Origin of the sequence: Leifsonia williamsii (assembly GCF_030433685.1) — a bacterium.
GTDB classification, from domain to species: Bacteria; Actinomycetota; Actinomycetes; order Actinomycetales; family Microbacteriaceae; genus Leifsonia; species Leifsonia williamsii.
The window spans coordinates 1158817-1177538 of sequence record NZ_JAROCF010000001.1 but is presented as its reverse complement, the minus strand read 5'-3'; the positions used below and the strand labels follow the sequence as shown (position 1 = coordinate 1177538).

Below are 18722 nucleotides of genomic sequence, written 5' to 3'. Positions count from 1 at the left end.
GACTCGTTGCGGGTTGCGGGCGCGAGAAGTGACATGAGGTCACGAGTGGGCGGGAATCAGCGGATGACAGGCGGCATTCTGTCAAGCCCTCCCGGTCGGGCACGGCGGGTGGTGCACTGGTATCCGAAGTGAGAGAACGGCGAGGTGACACCATGGCGGTGAACTTCGAAGGGATCGCTGTCGACGACGAACTCGAGGTGATCGCGCTGAGCGACGCGTCGTGGCGGATCAGCGACCGGCGCTTTCCGCCCGCATCGCCGGGCGGGGTGCTGGCATACGTCGAGCGCGACGCGTACGGCTACGACGTGCTGCTGCTCGGGCAGGGCTGGACGGAGACGCTGTGGGCGGAGTGCCCGGCGGTGGCGCTGGCGTGTGTACAGGCGCGGCGGCCGGCGGCTGCGGGGTGACATTCGTGCCGAATGCGAGTTTTCGGCGGTGCTGAGCGCACATTCGGCACGAATGCAGGGGTCGGCGCCGCTGACGCGACATTTGGCGCAAACGCAGGGCTGAGCACGCGGCGCGGCAGCGTCAGTCCAGGAGGGACGCGGCGCGCAGCGCGTCCCACAGCGCCGCGGGGGGCTCCGCGGTGGCGAGGGCCACGTTGGCGCTGACCTCCTCGGGGGTCCGCATGCCGACCACCCGCGTGGCGACGCCGGGGAAGGTCAGCGGGTAGGCGAGCGCGGCCTGCGGCAGTGTCGCGCCGTGCGCCTGCGCCACGTCGGCGATGCGGTTCGCGCGCGCCAGCAGCTCATCGGGGGCGGGGCGATAGTCGAAATGGGCGCCGGAGGCCGGGCGCGGCACCGCGAGCAGGCCGCCGTTGAAGACGGCGGCGGCGACCAGGCGACGGGTTCCGGCGGCGGCGAGCAGCTCCTCCACCCGCCCGTGGTCGAGCAGGGTCACCCGGCCGGCGATCATGGCGGTGTCGATGTCGGTCTCGCTCAGGAGGTGAAGGGCCGCGTCGACGCTGTTCGTGCCGATGCCGACCGCCCGGAGCACGCCCTCCTCGCGCAGCTCGATCAGGGCCTCCGCCGCCGACGCCGCCGCGCCAGGGACGCCGCTCGCATCCGGGTCGTGCACGTAGGCGATGTCGATACGGTCGACGCCGAGGCGGGCGAGGCTCTCGTCGATCGAGCGCCGCACGCCGTCGCGCGTGAAGTCCCAGCGCCGGGTCAGGTCGCCCGGCACCTCGAAGATGTCGTCGTCGCGGTCGGCGGGAGGCACACGCGGCACGAGCAGGCGTCCGACCTTGGTGGAGAGCACATACTCGTCGCGCGGACGCCCGCGCAGGGCGGCGCCCAGCCGTCGCTCGGACAGCCCGAGACCGTAGTGCGGGGCGGTGTCGAAGTACCGGATGCCCGCCTCCCAGGCGGCGTCGACCGTGGCCGCCGCGACCTCGTCGGGTGTCTCGACGTAGAGGTTGCCGAGGCTCGCCGCGCCGAAGCCCAGCTCGGTCAGCCGCAGCCCGGTGCCGGGGAGCCCGCGCTCACGCATGAGGGCCTCCGAGGTACGTGCGCTCAGCGGTGCCGGCGAACACCGCCGCCCGCTCGTCGCCGGAGAGGTCGCCGAGCAGCGTCCGCAGCGCTTCCAACCAGGCGTCGAGACCACGGGTGAGCCGGACCAGCGGCCAGTCGGAGCCGAACATCAGTCGCGACGGTCCGAACGCCGCGAGCGCCGCCTCCACCGGCTCCCTGAGGTCGTCGACCGTCCAGCCCGCCCAGTCGCCCTCGATCGCCAGCCCGGAGAGCTTCGCGACGACGTTGTCGAGGCGGCCGAGAGCGGCGAGGTCACTGCGCCAGGCCGCGAGGTCGCCGCTCGCGAGCGGCGGCTTGCCGAGGTGATCGAGCACGAACCGGGTTCCGGGATGCGCACGCGCGACCTCGGCGGCGAGCGGCAGCTGCGCGGGCAGCACGACGAGGTCGAACGGGAGGCCGAGGTCGCCGAGCGCGTCCAACCCGCGGCCCACGGCGGGGCGACCGAGCCACTGCGGGTCAGGGTCCTGGTGCGCGAGGTGACGGATGCCGACGAGGCCGGCGGGAACCTCCCCGGCACCGCCTCCCAGCTCCTCCAGCTGCTGCGCCACGTCGCCCTCCAGGTCGACCCAGCCGACGACCCCGCGCACCGCGGCGCCGTCGACCAGCGCGAGGAGGTCGCGGGTCTCCCGGAGGTCGTTGCTCGACTGCACGAGGAGCGCGCCGTCGATGCCGGCCGCCTGCTGCGCCTCCCCGAGGTCGGCCACGCCGAAGTCGCGGTCGATCGCCGCCATCGAGCCGGGGTCGATCCACGGCTGGGGCGTGCTGGCGCGCGTCCAGAGGTGCGCGTGGGCGTCGAGCACGGTCATCAGTTCCTCGGGCGCAGGCGCAGCTCGTGCATTCCGCCATCCACGGCGATGCTCGTTCCGGTCGTGGAGCCATTGCGCGGGTCGGCGAGGTAGGCGACGGCCTCGGCGACCTCGGCCGCCGACACCAGCCGGCCGTGCGGCTGGCGCGCCTCCAGGGCGGCCCGCTCGGCCGCCGGATCGGGGGCGGAGTCGAGCAGCCTGCCCACCCACGGGGTGTCGGCGGTGCCCGGGTTGACCGCGTTCACGCGGATGCCCTCGGCCAGGTGGTCGGCCGCCATCGCGCGCGTGAGGGCGAGGACGGCACCCTTCGAGGCGCTGTACAGCGCGCGCTGCGGAAGGCCGGCGGTCGCCGCGATCGAGCACGTGTTGACGATCGCGGCGTGCGCGGAGCGGCGCAGGGCGGGCAGTGCGGCACGCGAGACGCGGACCAGGCCGAGGACGTTCACGTCGAGCACGCGGGTCCACTCGACGTCGGGGTTGTCCTCGATGGTGCCCTGGGCCCCGATGCCCGCGTTGTTCACGACGATGTCGATGCCGCCGAGCTCGTCGACCACCCGCGCGATCGCGGCACGCACGGCCTCGTCGTCGGTGATGTCGGCGGACAGCGCGAGGTCGGCCTCCGCGCCCTCCACCGCGCGGTCGAGCACGGCCACCCGGGCGCCGCCCGCGCGCAGCCGCGCGGTGATCGCCGCGCCGATGCCCGACGCGCCGCCGGTGACGACCGCGACGAGGCCGCCGAACTGCCCGGTCCCTGCCTGCCCGGTCCCTGCCTGCCCGGTCCCTGCCTCCCCGCTCACCGCCGCGCCTCCTCGTGCGCACGGTACGTCTGCCGCTGCCGGCCGAGCCCCTCGATCTCGATCTCCACGACATCGCCTGGCGCGAGGTAGGGGAAGCGGCCGGACAGGGCCACGCCCTCCGGGGTGCCGGTGAGAATGACGTCGCCCGGCTCCAGCGCGACGTATTGGCTGAGGTGCCAGACCAGGTGGTCGACGTCGAAGACCATGTCGGCGGTGGTCGAGTCCTGGCGCGGCTCGCCGTTGACCCAGCTGCGCAGCCGCAGCGCCTGCGGGTCGACCTCGTCTCCGGTCACCAGCCAGGGGCCGAGCGGGCTGAAGCCGGGGGCGATCTTGCCCTTGCTCCACTGGCCGCCCGACTGCTTCAGCTGCCAGTCGCGCTCGGAGAGATCGTTGGCGGCGACGTAGCCGGCGATGTGGGCGCGGGCGTCGGCGGGCGAGTCGAGGTAGAGCGCGCGGGTGCCGATCACGACGCCGAGCTCCACCTCCCAGTCGGTGGTGGTCGAGCCGCGCGGGATCTCGACCTCGTCGTCGGGGCCGCCCACGGTGCTCGGCACCTTGAGGAAGAGGATGGGGATGGCCGGAGGCTCGGAGCCGGACTCGGCCGCGTGCGCCGCATAGTTCATCCCGATGCAGAGGATGGCGCCGGGGCGTGCGATGGGCGCCCCTCGGCGCAGGGCCTCCGCCCTCTCCAGCTCGGCCAACTCGCCGGCCGCGACCGCGGAGGCGATACGCTCCAGCGACGCGGGCGCGAGCGCCGCGCCGTCGAGGTCGGCGATCAGCGGCCGCAGATCGAGGGCCCGCTCTCCGTCGAACACCACGGGGATCTCGGCCCCGCGCTCTCCCAGCCTGGCCAGCCGCATCCGTTCCTCCTGCGTCGTCGGTTCGAGTTGACGGCCCAAACATCCGATGTCTAGGCTCGGGGCAAACATAGCCGGAGGGCCATCCATGAGCAAGTTCACGCGCTTCGTCGTCGACGACATCCGCTTTCCGACCTCGACCGACTTCGACGGCTCGGACGCGATGAACCCCGACCCCGACTACTCGGCCGCCTATGTGCGGATCGAGACGGACGCCGAGGACGGACTCACCGGCCACGGCTTCGTCTTCACCATCGGCCGCGGCAACGACGTGCAGTGCGCCGCCATCGCCGCGCTGCAGCCGTGGATCGTCGGCCGCGACGTCGAGGAGGCGCTCGCCGACCTCGGCGGCGTCTGGCGGGAGCTGGTGCACGACTCGCAGCTGCGCTGGCTCGGGCCGGATAAGGGCGTCATCCACATGGCGATCGGCGCGGTCGTGAACGCGCTGTGGGACCTCCGCGCCAAGCGGGAGGGGGTGCCGCTGTGGCTGCTGCTCGCCCGGCTCTCGCCGGAGCAGCTGGTCGACCTGGTCGACTTCCGCTACCTCAGCGATGCGCTCACCCGGGAGCAGGCGCTCGACATCCTGCGCGCGGCCGAGCCGCACCGCGAGGAGCGCATCGCGGCGCTGCAGCGCGACGGCTACCCCGGCTACACGACGACGCCGGGCTGGCTCGGGTACTCGGACGAGAAGCTGGCCCGCCTGAGCCGGGAGGCGGTCGCAGACGGGTTCACCCAGATCAAGCTGAAGGTCGGCGCCGACCTACAAGAAGACATCCGACGTCTCAGCATCGCCCGGGAGGTCGTCGGGCCCGACATCCGCATCGCCATCGACGCCAACCAGCGCTGGGACCGCGACGAGGCGATCGCCTGGATCCGCGAGCTGAGCCGCTTCGACCTGGCCTGGGTGGAGGAGCCCACCAGCCCCGACGACATCCTCGCCCACGCGGCCATCGCCGAGGCCATCGCCCCGGTGCCCGTCGCGACCGGCGAGCACGGCATGAACCGCGTGCTGTTCAAGCAGCTGCTGCAGGCGAAGGCCCTGGGCGTGCTGCAGATCGACGCCACGCGTGTCGCGGGGGTCAACGAGAACATCGCCATCCTGCTCCTCGCGGCGAAGTTCGGCGTGCCCGTGTGCCCGCACGCCGGCGGCGTCGGCCTGTGCGAGCTGGTGCAGCACCTCGCGATGTTCGACGGCATCGCGGTCTCCGGCACCACCGACGGCCGCATGATCGAGTACGTCGCGCACCTCCACGAGCACTTCGCCGAGCCGGTGGAGTTCGTGGACGCGCACTACCGGGCGCCGAAGCTGCCGGGGTCGGGCGCCGAGATGCTCGCCGCCTCCATCGCCGAGTACCGCCGGTAGGCTGGCAACGTGGCGGTCACGGACGAGGCGATCTCCGCCATCAAGGCGATGATCCTGTCGGGCGAGCTCGCCCCGGGGCAGCGGCTGCCGCCCGAGAAGGAGCTGAGCGAGCGGCTCGGGCTCTCGCGCAACTCCCTCCGCGAGGCCGTGAAGTCGCTCGAGGTCATCCGCGTGCTCGACGTGCGCCGCGGCGACGGGACGTACGTCACGAGTCTGGAGCCGCGCCTCCTGCTCGAAGCGCTGTCGTTCGTCGTCGACCTGCACCGCGACGCCACCGTGCTGGAGATCCTGGAGGTGCGCCGCGTGCTCGAGCCGTACGCCGCGGCGGCCGCCGCGCGGCGGATGACGCCGGAGCGGCTGGAGGAGTTGGAGGCGGAGCTCGCGTCGGCCGACGCCGCCGCCGGGGTCGACGCGCTCGTCGCCCACGACCTCCGCTTCCACGGCCTCATCTCGTCGGCGAGCGGCAACGAGTACCTCGCCGGGCTGCTCGACGGGCTCTCCGGCGGCACGGTCCGCGCGCGGGTCTGGCGCGGCATCACCGAGGAGCACGCCGCCGAGCGCACGCTCGCGGAGCACCGGGCCATCCTCGACGCGCTGAAGGCGGGAGACCCCGATCTGGTGCGTGCGGCGGTGACGCTGCACATCGGCGGGGTGGAGAGCTGGCTGCGGAAGGCGGCGGAGTAGTCAGGACCCGCTCGCCGGGAACGCCCGCAGCGCCCGCTCCGCCACCGCCATCAGCGACCGGCGGGAGGCGCCCGCCGCCGCCTGCACAGCCAGGCCCGCACTGACGGTGGAGAGGTAGCGGGCGAGCTCCGTGGGGCTCTCGCCGGCGGGGAGGTCGCCCTCCGCGCGCGCCCGGCGGAACCGCTCCACGAAGCGCCGCTCCCCCGCCGCGCGGCTGTCGGCGAGGAAGCGCACGATCCGCTGGTCCTCCGGGCTTCCGGCGAGGCCGCCCTGCACCGACAGGCAGCCGGCGGGCTTGCCGGGCTGCGTGATCGCCACGACGTTGCTGCGGAGGTAGTGCTCGGCCACCGCGCGGGCCGTCGGCTGGGCCAGCGCCTCCCCCACGTAGGCCATGTCGATCTCGGCGTAACGGTCGACGGCGCGCTTGAAGGTCGCCTCCTTGTTGCCGAAGGCCGCGTAGAGGCTCGGCCGGTTGATGCCCATGGCGCCGGTGAGGTCGTCGAGCGTGGTGCCCTCGTAGCCCTGCCGCCAGAACACCTCGATCGCCTTGTCGAGCGCCTCGTCGGCGTCGAAGCCGCGCGGCCGGCCGCGGACTGCTGCCATCGTCGACCCCTTTCTGTACCGTCCCGGAAAAAATTATCGCGCAGCGGGAATAGCAGGGCAAGCGGATCGCTTTTCTGTACCAACTGGAACAGAAAGGGACATCATGACCTCCACCTCCACCGCCACCACCACCCCGACCCTCGCCGGCAAGAAGGCGCTCGTGACGGGAGGCTCGCGCGGCATCGGCGCGGGCGTCGCGCGCTCGCTCGCCGCCCACGGCGCCGAGGTCGCGATCACGTACTGGTCCTCCCCCGAGCGGGCGGAGGCGCTGGTCGCCGAGATCGCGGCGGCGGGCGGCACGGCGGTCGCGGTCCGCGCGAACAACGGCGACGCCGACGCGGCCCGTCAGGGTGTGCGCGACGCCGTCGAGGCGCTCGGCGGCCTCGACATCCTCGTCAACAACGCCGGAGGCGGCTGGTTCGAGCCGTTCGCCGAGACCCCGGACGAGCACATCGAGCACACCATCGACCTCAACGTGCGCGGCACCGTGTACACGACGCAGGCGGCGCTCGAGAGCCTCCCGGACGGCGGCCGCATCATCACGATCGGCAGCGTGAACGCCGAGCGCATCCCCTTCACCGGCGGCGCGGTCTACGGGCTGACGAAGGCGGCGATGGTCGGCTTCACGAAGGGGCTGGCCCGCGACCTCGCACCGCGCGGCATCACGGCCAACGTGGTGCAGCCGGGCCCGATCGACACGGACGGCAATCCGGCGTCGGGCGAGGCCGGCGACTACCTGGCCGGGTTCACCGCGTTCGGGCGGTTCGGGCACAGCTCCGACGTGGGCGAGCTGGTCTCGTGGATCGCGTCGGACGCGGCCGGCTACATGACCGGGTCGGCGGTGACGATCGACGGCGGCTGGACGGCGTGATCTGACCGACGGCCAGGGGGCGCGCGTACGATCGAGCGCGTCCCCCGCCCGTCCATCCCCTCTTGGAGTCCCTCGATGACCGACAGCACCACCCCCGCCACCATGTCCGCCCTCGTGCACCGCTCGTTCGGCGACCCGGCCGAGGTGCTCGCGGTGGAGGAGCGGCCGCTGCCCCAGCCAGGGCCCGGCCAGGTGCGGGTGCGGATGCTGCTGTCACCCATCCACAACCACGACCTCATGACGATCCGCGGCGAGTACGGGTTCAAGCCCGAGCTGCCCGCGCCCGCCGGAACCGAGGCGCTCGGCGTCGTCGACGCGCTCGGCGAGGGCGTCGACCGGCTCGCGGTCGGTCAGCGCGTCGCCGGCGGCGCCTTCGGCGTGTGGGCCGAGTACTACCTCGCCGATGCGGCCGGCCTGATCCCCGTGCCGGAGGGGCTGCCCGACGAGGCCGCCGCCCAGCTCGTGCAGATGCCGTTCAGCGCGGTCAGCCTCCTGCACCGCCTCGACCTGCAGGAGGGAGACTGGCTGATCCAGAACGCCGCCAACGGCGCGGTCGGCCGCATGGTCGCCCAGCTCGCGGCGGTCCGCGGCCTCAACGTGGTCGGCCTCGTGCGCCGCGCGGCCGGCGTCGACGAGCTGCGCGAGCAGGGTATCGAGCGCGTGGTCGCGACCGACGACGACGGCTGGCGCGAGCGGGTCGCCGCGATCACGGGCGGCGCCCCGATCCGCGTGGGTGTCGACTCGGTCGGCGGCTCGGCCTCCGGCGACCTGGCCTCGGTGCTCGGCGACGGCGGCGCGCTCGTGATCTTCGGCGCGATGGCCTCCGGGCGGGTGGAGGTGGCGACCTCCGACATCCTCTTCCGCGGCGTGACGGTCCGGGGCTTCTGGGGCAGCGCGGTCGGCAAGGAGCTCAGCCCCGAGACCCGCGCCCAGCTCTTCGGCGAGCTGTTCGCCCGCGTCACGGACGGCACGCTCACCCTTCCGGTCGACAGCGTCCACCCGCTCGCGGAGGCGCGCGCGGCCGTGGAGGCGAGCGGGCGGCCGGGGCGCGTTGGCAAGGTGCTGCTGCGCGGCGCCTGACCCGTCACGCCCGGGCGACGCCGGCGATCTGCGGGTTGAACGGCAGCAGCGGGGTGTGCACGCGGTAGCGCCGCAGATCCACGCTCGCGAAGCCCGCCTCCCGGATCAGGGCGGCGAGGTCGCGCTCGCAGGAGCAGCCCTCGAACGTCCAGGCCCACGGGCGGCGGACGAGGCGCTGCGCCGCGCGGGTGGGCGTGCCCGGGGAGGCGACCACGTGCTCCACGAAGCGGAAGGTCCCGCCCGGGCGCAGGATGCGGCGCACCTCCGCGAGCACCGCGACCGGGTCGGCGACCGAGCAGAGCACGAGCGATGAGATGACCGCGTCGACGCCGGCCGTCGGGAGGCCGGTGTCCTCGGCGGTGCGCTCGCGCAGGTCGAGGCGAACGCCGCGTGCGCGGGCGGCCTCCTCCAGCCGCGGGTGCATGTAGCGGTTGGGCTCGATCGCGGTCAGGGTGCAGCCGGGAGGGAGGTGGCGGAGGTTGGCGCCGACGCCCGGGCCCAGCTCCACCACCGCGCGCGGCAGGCCGGCGTAGACCCGGCTCTTCTGCGTGCGGAGGCTGCGCTCGAGGTACGGGCCCAGCAGCGAGAAGAAGGCCGCGTTGAAGCGGCCGCGGCCGGGGTGGAGGGGGAACGCGGTGCGGGGGCCGGTGGAGGTGCTGGTCGTCTCGCTCATGCCTCCACTCTCCGTGTCGGCGGGATCGCACGCAGGCGGGGAACTACCTCACTTCGCCGGGCCGCCCTCGGCGTACCAGGCCGCGATCTGCGCCCGCGACCGGACGCCGAGCCGGAGGCGGATGCGCTCCACGTGCCCCTCGGCCGAGCGCTCGTCGATGCCGAGCTCCTCGGCGATCTGGCGATTCGTGCGGCCGGTGCTGACCAGGGCGGCCACCTCCAGCTGACGACCCGTCAGCGGCCCGGCGGCCCGGGCGAGCGGCAGGCCGAGGAAGCGCCGGATCTCGCGCACGACCGCATCGGCGTCGCCGGCCCACGGCAGGTGCGAACGGCCGGGGAGCACGAGGAGACGCGCCTCCGGGATGCCCGCGGCCAGCGCCTCCGCCTGCGCGACAGGCGCGGCCCGGTCGTCGGCGCGGTGCAGCACCAGGGTCGGCGCGGTCACGGCACTGAGCAGTGCGCTGACGTCGAGCTCGTAGCTGAGCGCGAGCAGCGCCCTCGCCGTCGCGGCGCTGGAGGAGTCGCGCTGGTACCGGCCGAACGCCTCTCGGGCGGCGGGACGGGCGTCGGGGGCGAAGACCTCGGTGAGCACGTCCGAGCCGAGGCCCCAGTGCGCCTCCACCAGTCCGAGCAGATGGTCGCGGGCGGTGGGCGGTGAGATCGCGGCGCCGGAGGCCCACCCGCCGTAGAGCACGAGCCTGCGGACGGTCTCGGGATGAGCGGCCGCCCAGGCAGCGGCGACCGGAGCGCCGAGCGACCAGCCGACGAGGTCGACGGCGCCGTCGCCTGCCTCGGGGACGCCGAGCACCGCCTCCACCTGCTCCAGCTCGGACGCCAGTGAGGGCGGGCGCACCGCGGGGCCGGACATCCCGCAGCCGGCGCGGTCGTAGCGGAGCAGCCGGGCGCCCCGGGCGAGGCCCTCGAGGAAGGCGCGCTCCTCCGGCAGCTCCCACCCGCGCTCGAGGTGGCCGAGCCAGCCGGAGACGAGGAGGATCGTGCGGGCGGGGCCGCGGGGAGCGGCGGCCGGGCCGCGGGCGCCGGGGCCGCGCCCGTCGACGACCGCGTACGCCAGCTCACCCCCGCTCGCCGTCGTCACCCTGCCGATCCGCTGCTGCACGCGCCCATTCTCCACAGCCCGTCATCCGGTTGGCACGACATGCCGTCTCGCCCCTCCGCGAGACGGCATGTCGTGCCAAGTCGATGGGGTGGGTGGGGGTGGGCTCAGAAGGACGCGGCGTGCTCGAAGGTCAGCCGCAACGGCTCCACCGGGGTGTCGAGGTTGGCGCCGCCGCGGTACCGCGTGGCGATGTGCCGCTCGGGGAGGCGCGCCTGCCCCTCCCCGAACAGGCGCTCGCGCAGCGTGCCGGAGCGCTCCCCTTCGGCGGGCAGGCGGCCGCGGCGGCGCAGCTCGGGCACCACCAGCTCCGCGAAGTCGCGGGCCGTGTCGAAGGAGTGGTACTGGCGGAGGTTGATGCCGTCGAGGCCGTCCTCGTCGAGCCAGCGCTCGATCGCGTCGGCCACCGTCTTCGGGTCGCCCACCACCAGGAAGCGCTCGTCGCGGCCCTGCTTGATGAAGTCCAGCGCCTGCCCGACGGTCGCGTCCAGCGGGAGGAACGGCACCTTCGACGCCGGGAACTCCGCCCGCGCCAGCGCCTCCCGCACGGTGATGTCACGCGGGAACGCGGTCAGGTCCACGGGGAGGCTGGAGTGCGCCAGGATGCCGTCGAGACTCGCGTGCTGCTGGTACACCCTCCACTTGTCCTCCGCCTCCTCCTGCGTGCGCCCGACGATGACGCCCGCCATCGCGATGAACTTGACGTCGTCGCGGCGGCGGTGGTGGCGCTCGGCGGCGTCGCGCATGCCGTCGGCGTTGCGGCGGAACTCCTCGCTCGTGCGGCCACCGGTGAAGACGACCTCGGCGTGCCGGCCGGCGAACTCGATGCCGGCCGGCGACCCGGTCGCCTGGAACAGCACGGGCGTCCGCTGCCGCGACGGGTGCACGATGTGCGGCCCCGCGACCCGGAACCGCTCGCCGACGTGGTCGATGTAGCGGACCTTCGACGGGTCGGTGAAGACGCCGGCGGCGCGGTCGGCGACCAGGGCGTCGTCGTCCCACGACCCCTCCCACAGCTTGTAGAGCACGTCGAGGTACTCGTCGGCGTAGCGGTAGCGCTGGTCGTGCGGGATCTCGTTGTCGAGCCCGAAGTTGCGGGCGGCGTTCGGGAGGTAGGAGGTGACGATGTTCCACCCGATCCGCCCCTTGGTCAGATGGTCCAGGGTCGACATGCGGCGGGCGAAGGCGAACGGAGGCTCGTACGTCGTCGAGAACGTGACGCCGAACCCCAGCCGCTCGGTGACAGCGGCCATCGCCGGGATGACCAGCAGCGGGTCGATGTTCGGGCTCTGCAGGCCCTCCCGCAGCGCCGTCTCGGGTCCGCCGCGGAACACGTCGTACGCGCCGATCACGTCGGCCAGGAAGATGCCGTCGAAACCGCCGTGCTCCAGCAGCTGCGCGAGCTCCAGCCAGTAGCCGAGGTCGGCGAACCGCTCGCGGTTGTTGCCGGGCAGCGGCCAGAGGCCGTGGGTGATGTGGCTCACGCACGCCATCTCGAACAGGTTGACGAAGAGCTGCTTCGGCTCGCTCATGCGGCGGACTCCTTCTCGCGTGCGGCCACGGCCGCGGGGTCGAACTCGGGGATGGCCGCGATCAGGGCCTTCGTGTACGGCTGCTGCGGGTGCTCGAAGACCTCGACCGGCGTGCCCTCCTCCACCACGATCCCATCCTTCATGACCAGCACGCGATCGCTGAGGTGGCTGATCACGCCGAGGTCGTGCGAGATGAAGAGGAACGCGGCCCCCGACTCCCGCTGCAGAGCGGCCAGCAGGTCGAGGATCTGCGCCTGAATGGTGACGTCGAGCGCCGACACCGCCTCGTCGAGCACGATCACGTCCGGCCGCGGGGCCAGCGCCCGCGCGATGGCGACGCGCTGCCGCTGCCCGCCGGAGAGCCGCAGCGGGAACCGCGGCAGCACGCTCTCGGGGAGGCCGACCTGCGCGAGCAGCTCGGCCACCCGCTCCCGGCGCGCCTCGGCCGAGTCGAACGGCTGCGAGCGGAGGGCGTCGAGCAGGATGCGCTCGACGGTCCAGCGCGGGTCGAACGAGCTCAGCGGGTCCTGGTAGACGACGGCGATCCGGTTGCGCAGACCGCGGCGCCGGCTCTCGGGCAGACGCGACCAGTCCTGCCCGAGCAGCCGCACCTCCCCGCCGTCCAGGGCGTCGAGGCCCAGTGCGAGCCGCGCGGTGGTGCTCTTGCCCGACCCCGACTCGCCCACGATGCCGAGCGTCTCGCCGGCGCGCAGCGCGAAAGAGACGTGGTCGACCGCGGTCGTGACCGTGCCGTCGGAGGTGTGGAACCGCTTCACGAGGTCCGTCGCCTCCAGCACCACCTCGCCGGGGGCGGGCTTGGGCGGCAGCGGAGGCGCGCCGGGGACGAGCGCGTGTCCTCGGGTGACCTCGCTCGGCACCGCCGCGATGAGCGCGCGCGTGTACGCGTGCTGCGGGTCGCCGAGCACCTCGGCCGACGATCCCTGCTCCACCACCTCGCCGCCGCGCATCACGAGGATGTGGTCTGCGAGCTGCGCGACGACCGACAGGTCGTGACTGATCAGGACGATGGAGGCTCCGCGCGCCTTCATGCCCTCCAGCTGCGCCAGCACCTGCGCCTGCACGGTCACGTCGAGCGCGGTGGTCGGCTCGTCGGCGATCACGATGTCGGGGTCGAGCGCGATCGCGGAGGCGATCAGCGCGCGCTGGCGCAGGCCGCCCGAGAGCTGGTCGGGCCGCTGCTTCGCGCGTACGGCGGGGTACGGCACACCGACGCGCTCCAGCAGCTCCAGCACGCGCTGCCTGCGCGCGGCACGGTCGCCCCAGCCGTGCAGCTTCAGCGCCTCGGCGATCTCGCGGCCGACCGGGCGCAGCGGGTCGAGTGACACCAGCGCGTCCTGCAGCACGAAGCCGATGTCGCGGCCGCGGATGCGTCGCCACTGCCGCGCGGTGAAGCGCCGCACGTCCTCGTGGTGGATCTCGAGCGTCTCCGCCTCGACGGTCGCGTTGCGGCCGGCGAGACCGACCAGCGAGCGGGCCGTCACCGACTTGCCGGAGCCCGACTCGCCGACGATGGCGACGCACTCGCCGGGCAGGAGGTCGAAGCTCACGCCCTTCACCACCGGCCGGTGCTCGCCGTCGACCGTGAAGCCGGTGCGCAGGTCGCGCACGCGCAGGCGGGCGGGTTGCGGGGCAGCGGGGCCGGGCACGGCCTCCACGATGCTGCGGGTCTCTCGTTCCGCGATGCTCACGACCGCTCTCCCTTCTCCAGACGGGCTTGGATGTGCCGGCCGATCGTCGTGGCGGCGAGCGCCACCGCGACGATCACGAGGCCGGGAATGACGACGAGCCACCAGGCGGTCGTCAGGTAGGCGCGGCCAGCATCGAGCAGGGCTCCCCACTCGGAGGCGGGAGGCGCGACGCCGAGGCCGAGGAACGACAGGCTCGATGCCCACACGATCGACTGGCCGATCGACAGGGCGAACACCGCGACCAGCGGGCGCAGGGCGTTGGGGAGGATGTGGGCGCGCAGGATGCGCAGCCGCGAGTGCCCGAGGGCGGTCGCCGCCTCCACGTACCCGGAGTTGCGGGCGCCGAGGATCTGCCCGCGGATCATGCGCGCGTAGCCGGGCGCCGTGCCGATGCCGACCGCGAGCACCTGCGTCGCAGCGCTCGGACCGGCGATGGCGATGAGCAGCAGGGCCAGCAGCAGCGCCGGGAAGGCGAACAGCACCTCCACGAGCCGGTCGATGACGACGGCGACGGGGCGGACCCCGAGCGCCGCCAGCGTGCCGAGCACCAGGGCGAGCCCCACGCCGACCGCGGCGGCGCCGAGGCCGATGGTGAGCGAGTCGCGGGCGCCCCAGACGACCCGCGTGTACAGGTCGCGGCCCGACTCGTCGGTGCCGAAGGGGTGGGCGAGGCTCGGCGGTTGCAGGGCCGCCTGGTAGTCGATCGCCGTTGGCAGGTGCGTGGTGAGCGCCTGCGGGGCGACGACGGCGACGAGCAGCAGCAGCGCGAAGGCGATGCTGACGTACAGGCCCCACGGCGCGCGGGCGAGGCGGGCGCCGGCGCGCGGCCGGTCCGGACGCCGGGTCGGGGCGGAGGCGAGGGCGGTCATGACAACTCCAGCCGGGGGTCGATGACGGTGTAGACGACGTCCACGATGAGGTTGGCCGCGACGTAGACGACGGCGACCAGGGTGACGATCCCGGTGACGACCGGGAGGTCCTGCGAGTTGACCGCGGTCACGAGCACCGAGCCGATGCCGGGGCGCGAGTAGATCGACTCCACGATCACGGCGCCGGACAGGGTCGCTCCGAGCGCCCAGCCCGACAGCGTCACCGCCGGGATGACCGCGTGCCGCAGCACGTGCCGGAGCCGGATGCCCCACTCCCCCATGCCGCGCATGCGCGCCGACACGACGAACGGCTGGTCGAGCGCGCGCTCGAACTCGGTCCGCACGCTCTGCGCCATGAACCCGGCGAGCGGGATGGCGAGGGTCAGCGCGGGCAGCACGATCCCGGCGGGCGCGGTGCCGCTGATGATCGGGAACCAGCGCAGGCCGAGGCCGAAGACGAGCAGCAGGATGATGCCGAGCCAGTACGCGGGGAGGCCGGCGGTGACAACGTCGGCCGTCGCTCCCACCGCCCCGAGCCGCGGGCCGCGCCCGGCGGTCAGCGTCACCCAGACCACCATGATCAGCCAGGCGAAGGCGATGGCGGTGAGCGACAGCGTCAGCGTGGCGCCGAGCTGCTCGCCGATGATCGCGGTGACCGGCCGGTACTGCTGATAGGAGGTGCCGAAGTCGCCCGCGATCAGCCCGCGCAGGTAGTCGAGGTACTGCACGATCACCGGCTTGGTGAGGCCGTACTGCTGGTTGATCTGCGCGAGCTCCTCGGGGGTCCTGGCCTGGGCCTGGCCGGCGCGGATGTTGAGGATGGTCGTGGCCCGATCGCCCGGCAGGGCGAGCTGAGCGAAGAAGGCGACGGTCGCGGCGCCCCAGAGCACGACCAGGGCGGCGCCGACCTTCTTGAGGACGGTCAGGGCGACGGCACGCCCCCGGCGGGGCCGGATCGCGTGCTCGGCGATCTGGCCCCGGGGCGGAGCGGCTGTCAGCTCGCCGGGTGCCGGCTCACTTGGTGAAGTACGCGTCATAGAACGTCGGCCCTCCCTGTGCGTTCTCCTGCCACACGTCGTGCAGCTTGGTCGCGACGGCGAGCGTGCTCAGCCGGTCGTAGACGCCGATCGAGAGCGCGTGCTCGGCGATGTAGTCCTGCGCCTTCTCGTACGACGCGTTCTGCGCCTCCACCGTCGCGGCCGAGTTGCCGTCGAGGATGTACTGCTCCAGCGTCGGGTCGTTGTAGAACGCGGCGTTGGCGTAGTTCGGGTGGTCCTCGGTGGAGGGGCGCCAGTTGATGTAGAGGATGCCCGCGGTCACCGCGGTCCAGTACCCGGCGGCCAGGTCGTGGGTGTCGGGGCCGGCGTACTTGCCCGAGAAGAACTCGCTCTGCGGGACCGGGACGAGCTTGACGTCGAAGCCGACCTTGTCCGCCTGCTCCTTGACGCCCTGGAGGATCGCGGCGCCGTCGGCGTTGATGATCGAGCCTGCGCCGTACGGCAGCGAGACGGTCAGCTTCGTGCCGTCCTTCTCACGGACGCCGGTGTCGCCCTTGCGGGTCCACCCGGCCGCGTCGAGCAGCGCGTCCGCCTTCTTCACGTCCTGGCTGTACCAGCCGGCCGCCTTCTCGCTGTAGCCGGGGGTCGCCTGGCTGACGCCGCCGTTGCCCTCGACCGGGATCACGCCGTGTCCGATCGTGTCGACGATCGCCTTGCGGTCGAGGCTGTACGCGAACGCCTGCCGCACCTTCTCGTCGGTGAACGGGCCCTGCTGGGTGTTGAAGGAGATCTGCTGCGGGCGCCCGGGGGTGACGTACTTCTCGAGCTGGTAGCCGCCTCCCTTCAGCGTGTTCCACTGCACGGCCGGGACGTCGTAGATCGCGTCGACCTGGCCGCCCTGCAGCGCGGCGACGCGGGTGGTCGGGTCGGCGACGAACTTCCAGTCGATCTTGTCGACGTAGGCCGGGCCGGTGTGCTTGGCGTTGGCGGGCGGCGAGGTGTACTTCGGGTTCTTCACCAGGATGATGTCCTGGCCGCGGTTCCACTTCTCGACGGTGAAGGCGCCGGTGCCGATGGGCGCCTCGCAGTTCTGCTCCTTCGTCCGCGTCTCCAGCGCGTGCTGCGACTGGATGCCGAAGTAGCCCTGGCTGAGGTTGTCGGCGAGCCGCGGGTACGGGCGGGAGAGGTCGACCTGGAGGGTGTGCTCGTCGACGGCCTTCGCGTCCTTGTAGTAGCCGTCGAGCCAGACCAGCGCGGTGCTGTTGCCGCCCTTCAGCCAGTAGTCGAAGTTGTAGGCGACGGCCTCGGCGGTCAGCGGGGTGCCGTCGGTGAACTCGACGTCCTTCTTGAGGTCGAAGGTCCAGGTGAGGCCGTCGGCGGACTGCTTCCACGACGTGGCCAGCCAGGGCACGACCTTCTTGTCGTCGTCGAGCGAGGTGAGGTTGTCGAGCACCTGGTACGAGAGGTACGCCTGCTCGATCCAGCCGCCGAACACGCAGGCCGGCTCCTGCTGGTGGGCGTAGACGACGGTGCCGCCGTCCACCTTCTGGCCGCCGCCGGTCGCGGCCTGCGAGCCGCCGGCGCAGGCCGACAGCGCGAGGGCGCCGGCGACGACGACGGCCGCTGCGCCGATGGTGCGGGAGGTACGGGAACGCATCTGGGACTCCTGACGGGATCGGGGATTCGCATCAGGATGGGCCAGCCCGCAACCCCCGTCGAGCGCCCGTGACGATGTGTTGCGCGGGTGGAACATGGCGTCATGCGAGGGTGACGGGTGGGAGGGTGCGGGGTATAGGGCTGCTTCATGGCACACGTGACCGGAGAGCCCCATCGGCCGGCGGCGAGACCCTCGCGAAACACGGCATGAAGGCACTCGATGCGAGTAGTCGCCGTTCGATCGGTTGCTATGCACCGAGTCGAACGAGCCCGTTCACCGTCGCCAGAACGCCGAACACAATGCCGATACTCCCGGCCAAGACCATGGTGATCTCTGTCTGGCTTCGCTGAAACCCTTCAGCAGCAGGTCCGAACGCATCTCGTTGTGCGCGCGTGGACCACCTCAGCAGTCTCCGTCGAAACACGATTGCGAGCGATCCGGCAGCAACCATCGCAAGACCGCCGATCACAAGCACCACTCTCATTTCGCCCCCTGGAGGTTCCAACTAGCCCCGACTGGCGGTAGGAGCAGTGCAGAACCGAGGTTCCGGTGCTCCACAGCACCCGCCCGTACCGCGCGACGGTTCAGAGCTACGGCGGCGATCCCTGCCACTATGGGGGCCCCGATGCACGTGGAACGCCATTCAGTACGTGCTCTACGGAGTGATCGTGCTCGCGCACTCAATATCAGAAGCCCAGCAGAACTCGGTTCCAGATCACTCTCCCGTACCGTGGGACCGCTCCGATGCATCGTCAAGTACACGTCCCGTCTTCGGGTCTACCCGAGGCACGCCCCGATCTCCCATGACTGTCGTGTAACCGGCAGCTGTTTCGCGCCTCCCACGAACGCGCGCGATACCGGCAAAGATCGCCATGAAGATAAACGCAGCAAGAGCCGTTGCTACCGCGATCCAGCTCAATTGCCACCCCGCAGCACCGCTACGGTTGAGGTAGACGATCACTCCTCCGCAGATCCAAAACGGCGCGGCGGCCAGAGTCAGCCGATTCCAACTGCGCTCGCTCAGCCCTGGCAGAAGAGAGATGAAGCGAGGCTTCCCGGTCATAGCGTGATCCCTTCGCTTGGATGGTGAGTCGCACCCCACGAGTCCAGTAGTCCGCCAAGCGCCTTTGTGATTCCATCGATCACTTCTTGCCGATTCGCGGCCGACGGCAACGGTCAAGATCTTCCCAGCGCCAGGCAACGTGAGGGAGAACGCGTCTGTCGCACGTTCGGTGCTTCGGGTATCAAGGTGGGAGCAATCATAGGATGCGGCCAGAGCCCCCGCCCCGTAAGCAACCACCGCTGCTGGAGGAATTGCAATAGATAGGAGTCCGGCTACCGAACTTATCCAAGCGGCCCAATCAGCGAGCGATCCGTAACGTTCTTCATTGTTTCGAATGCTTGTGTCCTTGGCGCAAACCGGGTTCGTATAGCTGTTGTAGGTGTAGGAGTACCCCCCCCCGGGCAATCTGAAGCGGGCCACGTGTCCGCGTGCCGTTTCGCTACCTGATTTCGGGCGCTTGGTCCGGTGACGAGGTTGTTGGAGTTGTACGAGGTGGTCAACCGGTCGAGACCGTC

17 protein-coding genes are annotated in these 18722 nt (G+C 72.2%); 5 read left to right on the top strand and 12 right to left on the bottom strand.

Going from position 1 to position 18722, the window contains the following annotated elements:
* The first annotated feature begins 152 nt into the window (after positions 1–152).
* On the top strand, positions 153–407 hold the full coding sequence (locus P5G50_RS05560) for a hypothetical protein (protein WP_301210339.1): 255 nt from the start codon (positions 153–155) through the stop codon (positions 405–407).
* A gap of 121 nt (positions 408–528) precedes the next feature.
* Here the strand turns inward: P5G50_RS05560 and P5G50_RS05555 are convergent, their stop codons facing one another.
* From P5G50_RS05555 to P5G50_RS05540, 4 genes are read right to left on the bottom strand one after another with little or no spacing between them, the layout of a single operon-like run.
* Positions 529–1491, bottom strand: coding sequence for an aldo/keto reductase (locus P5G50_RS05555; RefSeq protein ID WP_301210338.1), 963 nt, complete (start codon positions 1489–1491; stop codon positions 529–531).
* Positions 1484–2338: an amidohydrolase family protein gene (locus P5G50_RS05550; protein ID WP_301210337.1), complete on the bottom strand. Its 855-nt coding sequence runs from the start codon at positions 2336–2338 to the stop codon at positions 1484–1486. Before P5G50_RS05550 ends, P5G50_RS05555 begins: the two co-directional genes overlap by 8 nt.
* Positions 2338–3135 (bottom strand): SDR family NAD(P)-dependent oxidoreductase, encoded by a 798-nt coding sequence (locus tag P5G50_RS05545; protein ID WP_301210336.1) that lies wholly within the window; start codon positions 3133–3135, stop codon positions 2338–2340. Before P5G50_RS05545 ends, P5G50_RS05550 begins: the two co-directional genes overlap by 1 nt.
* Entirely contained in the window at positions 3132–3995 is an 864-nt protein-coding gene (locus P5G50_RS05540; protein ID WP_301210335.1) for a fumarylacetoacetate hydrolase family protein, read from the bottom strand. The genes P5G50_RS05545 and P5G50_RS05540 overlap by 4 nt, the downstream gene beginning before the upstream one ends.
* A gap of 85 nt (positions 3996–4080) precedes the next feature.
* Here P5G50_RS05540 and P5G50_RS05535 point away from each other — a divergent pair, with 85 nt between their 5' ends.
* Entirely contained in the window at positions 4081–5355 is a 1275-nt protein-coding gene (locus P5G50_RS05535) for an enolase C-terminal domain-like protein (RefSeq protein ID WP_301210334.1), read from the top strand.
* A gap of 9 nt (positions 5356–5364) precedes the next feature.
* Complete coding sequence (locus P5G50_RS05530; protein ID WP_301210333.1) at positions 5365–6039, top strand: FadR/GntR family transcriptional regulator; 675 nt, start codon at positions 5365–5367, stop codon at positions 6037–6039.
* Here P5G50_RS05530 and P5G50_RS05525 read toward each other — a convergent pair whose 3' ends face one another.
* Entirely contained in the window at positions 6040–6642 is a 603-nt protein-coding gene (locus P5G50_RS05525) for a TetR/AcrR family transcriptional regulator (protein WP_301210332.1), read from the bottom strand.
* A gap of 103 nt (positions 6643–6745) precedes the next feature.
* Here P5G50_RS05525 and P5G50_RS05520 point away from each other — a divergent pair, with 103 nt between their 5' ends.
* Together P5G50_RS05520 and P5G50_RS05515 are read left to right on the top strand one after the other, a co-directional pair.
* Positions 6746–7513, top strand: a complete 768-nt coding sequence (locus P5G50_RS05520) for an SDR family NAD(P)-dependent oxidoreductase (RefSeq protein ID WP_301210331.1) — start codon at positions 6746–6748, stop codon at positions 7511–7513.
* 102 nt (positions 7514–7615) lie between these two features.
* The gene (locus tag P5G50_RS05515; RefSeq protein ID WP_301210643.1) at positions 7616–8593 is read left to right on the top strand and encodes a zinc-binding dehydrogenase; all 978 of its coding nucleotides are present in this window, start codon (positions 7616–7618) and stop codon (positions 8591–8593) included.
* Positions 8594–8597: 4 nt separating this feature from the next.
* Here P5G50_RS05515 and P5G50_RS05510 read toward each other — a convergent pair whose 3' ends face one another.
* The 7 genes from P5G50_RS05510 to P5G50_RS05480 form a co-directional block, all read right to left on the bottom strand.
* Positions 8598–9266: a class I SAM-dependent methyltransferase gene (locus P5G50_RS05510; RefSeq protein WP_301210330.1), complete on the bottom strand. Its 669-nt coding sequence runs from the start codon at positions 9264–9266 to the stop codon at positions 8598–8600.
* A gap of 48 nt (positions 9267–9314) precedes the next feature.
* Positions 9315–10382: an alpha/beta fold hydrolase gene (locus tag P5G50_RS05505; RefSeq protein ID WP_301210329.1), complete on the bottom strand. Its 1068-nt coding sequence runs from the start codon at positions 10380–10382 to the stop codon at positions 9315–9317.
* A gap of 104 nt (positions 10383–10486) precedes the next feature.
* Positions 10487–11911, bottom strand: coding sequence for an NtaA/DmoA family FMN-dependent monooxygenase (locus P5G50_RS05500; RefSeq protein ID WP_301210327.1), 1425 nt, complete (start codon positions 11909–11911; stop codon positions 10487–10489).
* Positions 11908–13620, bottom strand: coding sequence for a dipeptide ABC transporter ATP-binding protein (locus P5G50_RS05495; protein WP_301210326.1), 1713 nt, complete (start codon positions 13618–13620; stop codon positions 11908–11910). Before P5G50_RS05495 ends, P5G50_RS05500 begins: the two co-directional genes overlap by 4 nt.
* The gene (locus P5G50_RS05490) at positions 13617–14489 is read right to left on the bottom strand and encodes an ABC transporter permease (protein WP_301210325.1); all 873 of its coding nucleotides are present in this window, start codon (positions 14487–14489) and stop codon (positions 13617–13619) included. Before P5G50_RS05490 ends, P5G50_RS05495 begins: the two co-directional genes overlap by 4 nt.
* A complete protein-coding gene (locus P5G50_RS05485; protein WP_301210324.1) occupies positions 14486–15526 on the bottom strand; it encodes an ABC transporter permease in 1041 nt (346 codons plus the stop codon). Before P5G50_RS05485 ends, P5G50_RS05490 begins: the two co-directional genes overlap by 4 nt.
* A complete protein-coding gene (locus P5G50_RS05480) occupies positions 15504–17144 on the bottom strand; it encodes an ABC transporter substrate-binding protein (RefSeq protein ID WP_301210323.1) in 1641 nt (546 codons plus the stop codon). Before P5G50_RS05480 ends, P5G50_RS05485 begins: the two co-directional genes overlap by 23 nt.
* Positions 17145–18722: the final 1578 nt, after the last annotated feature.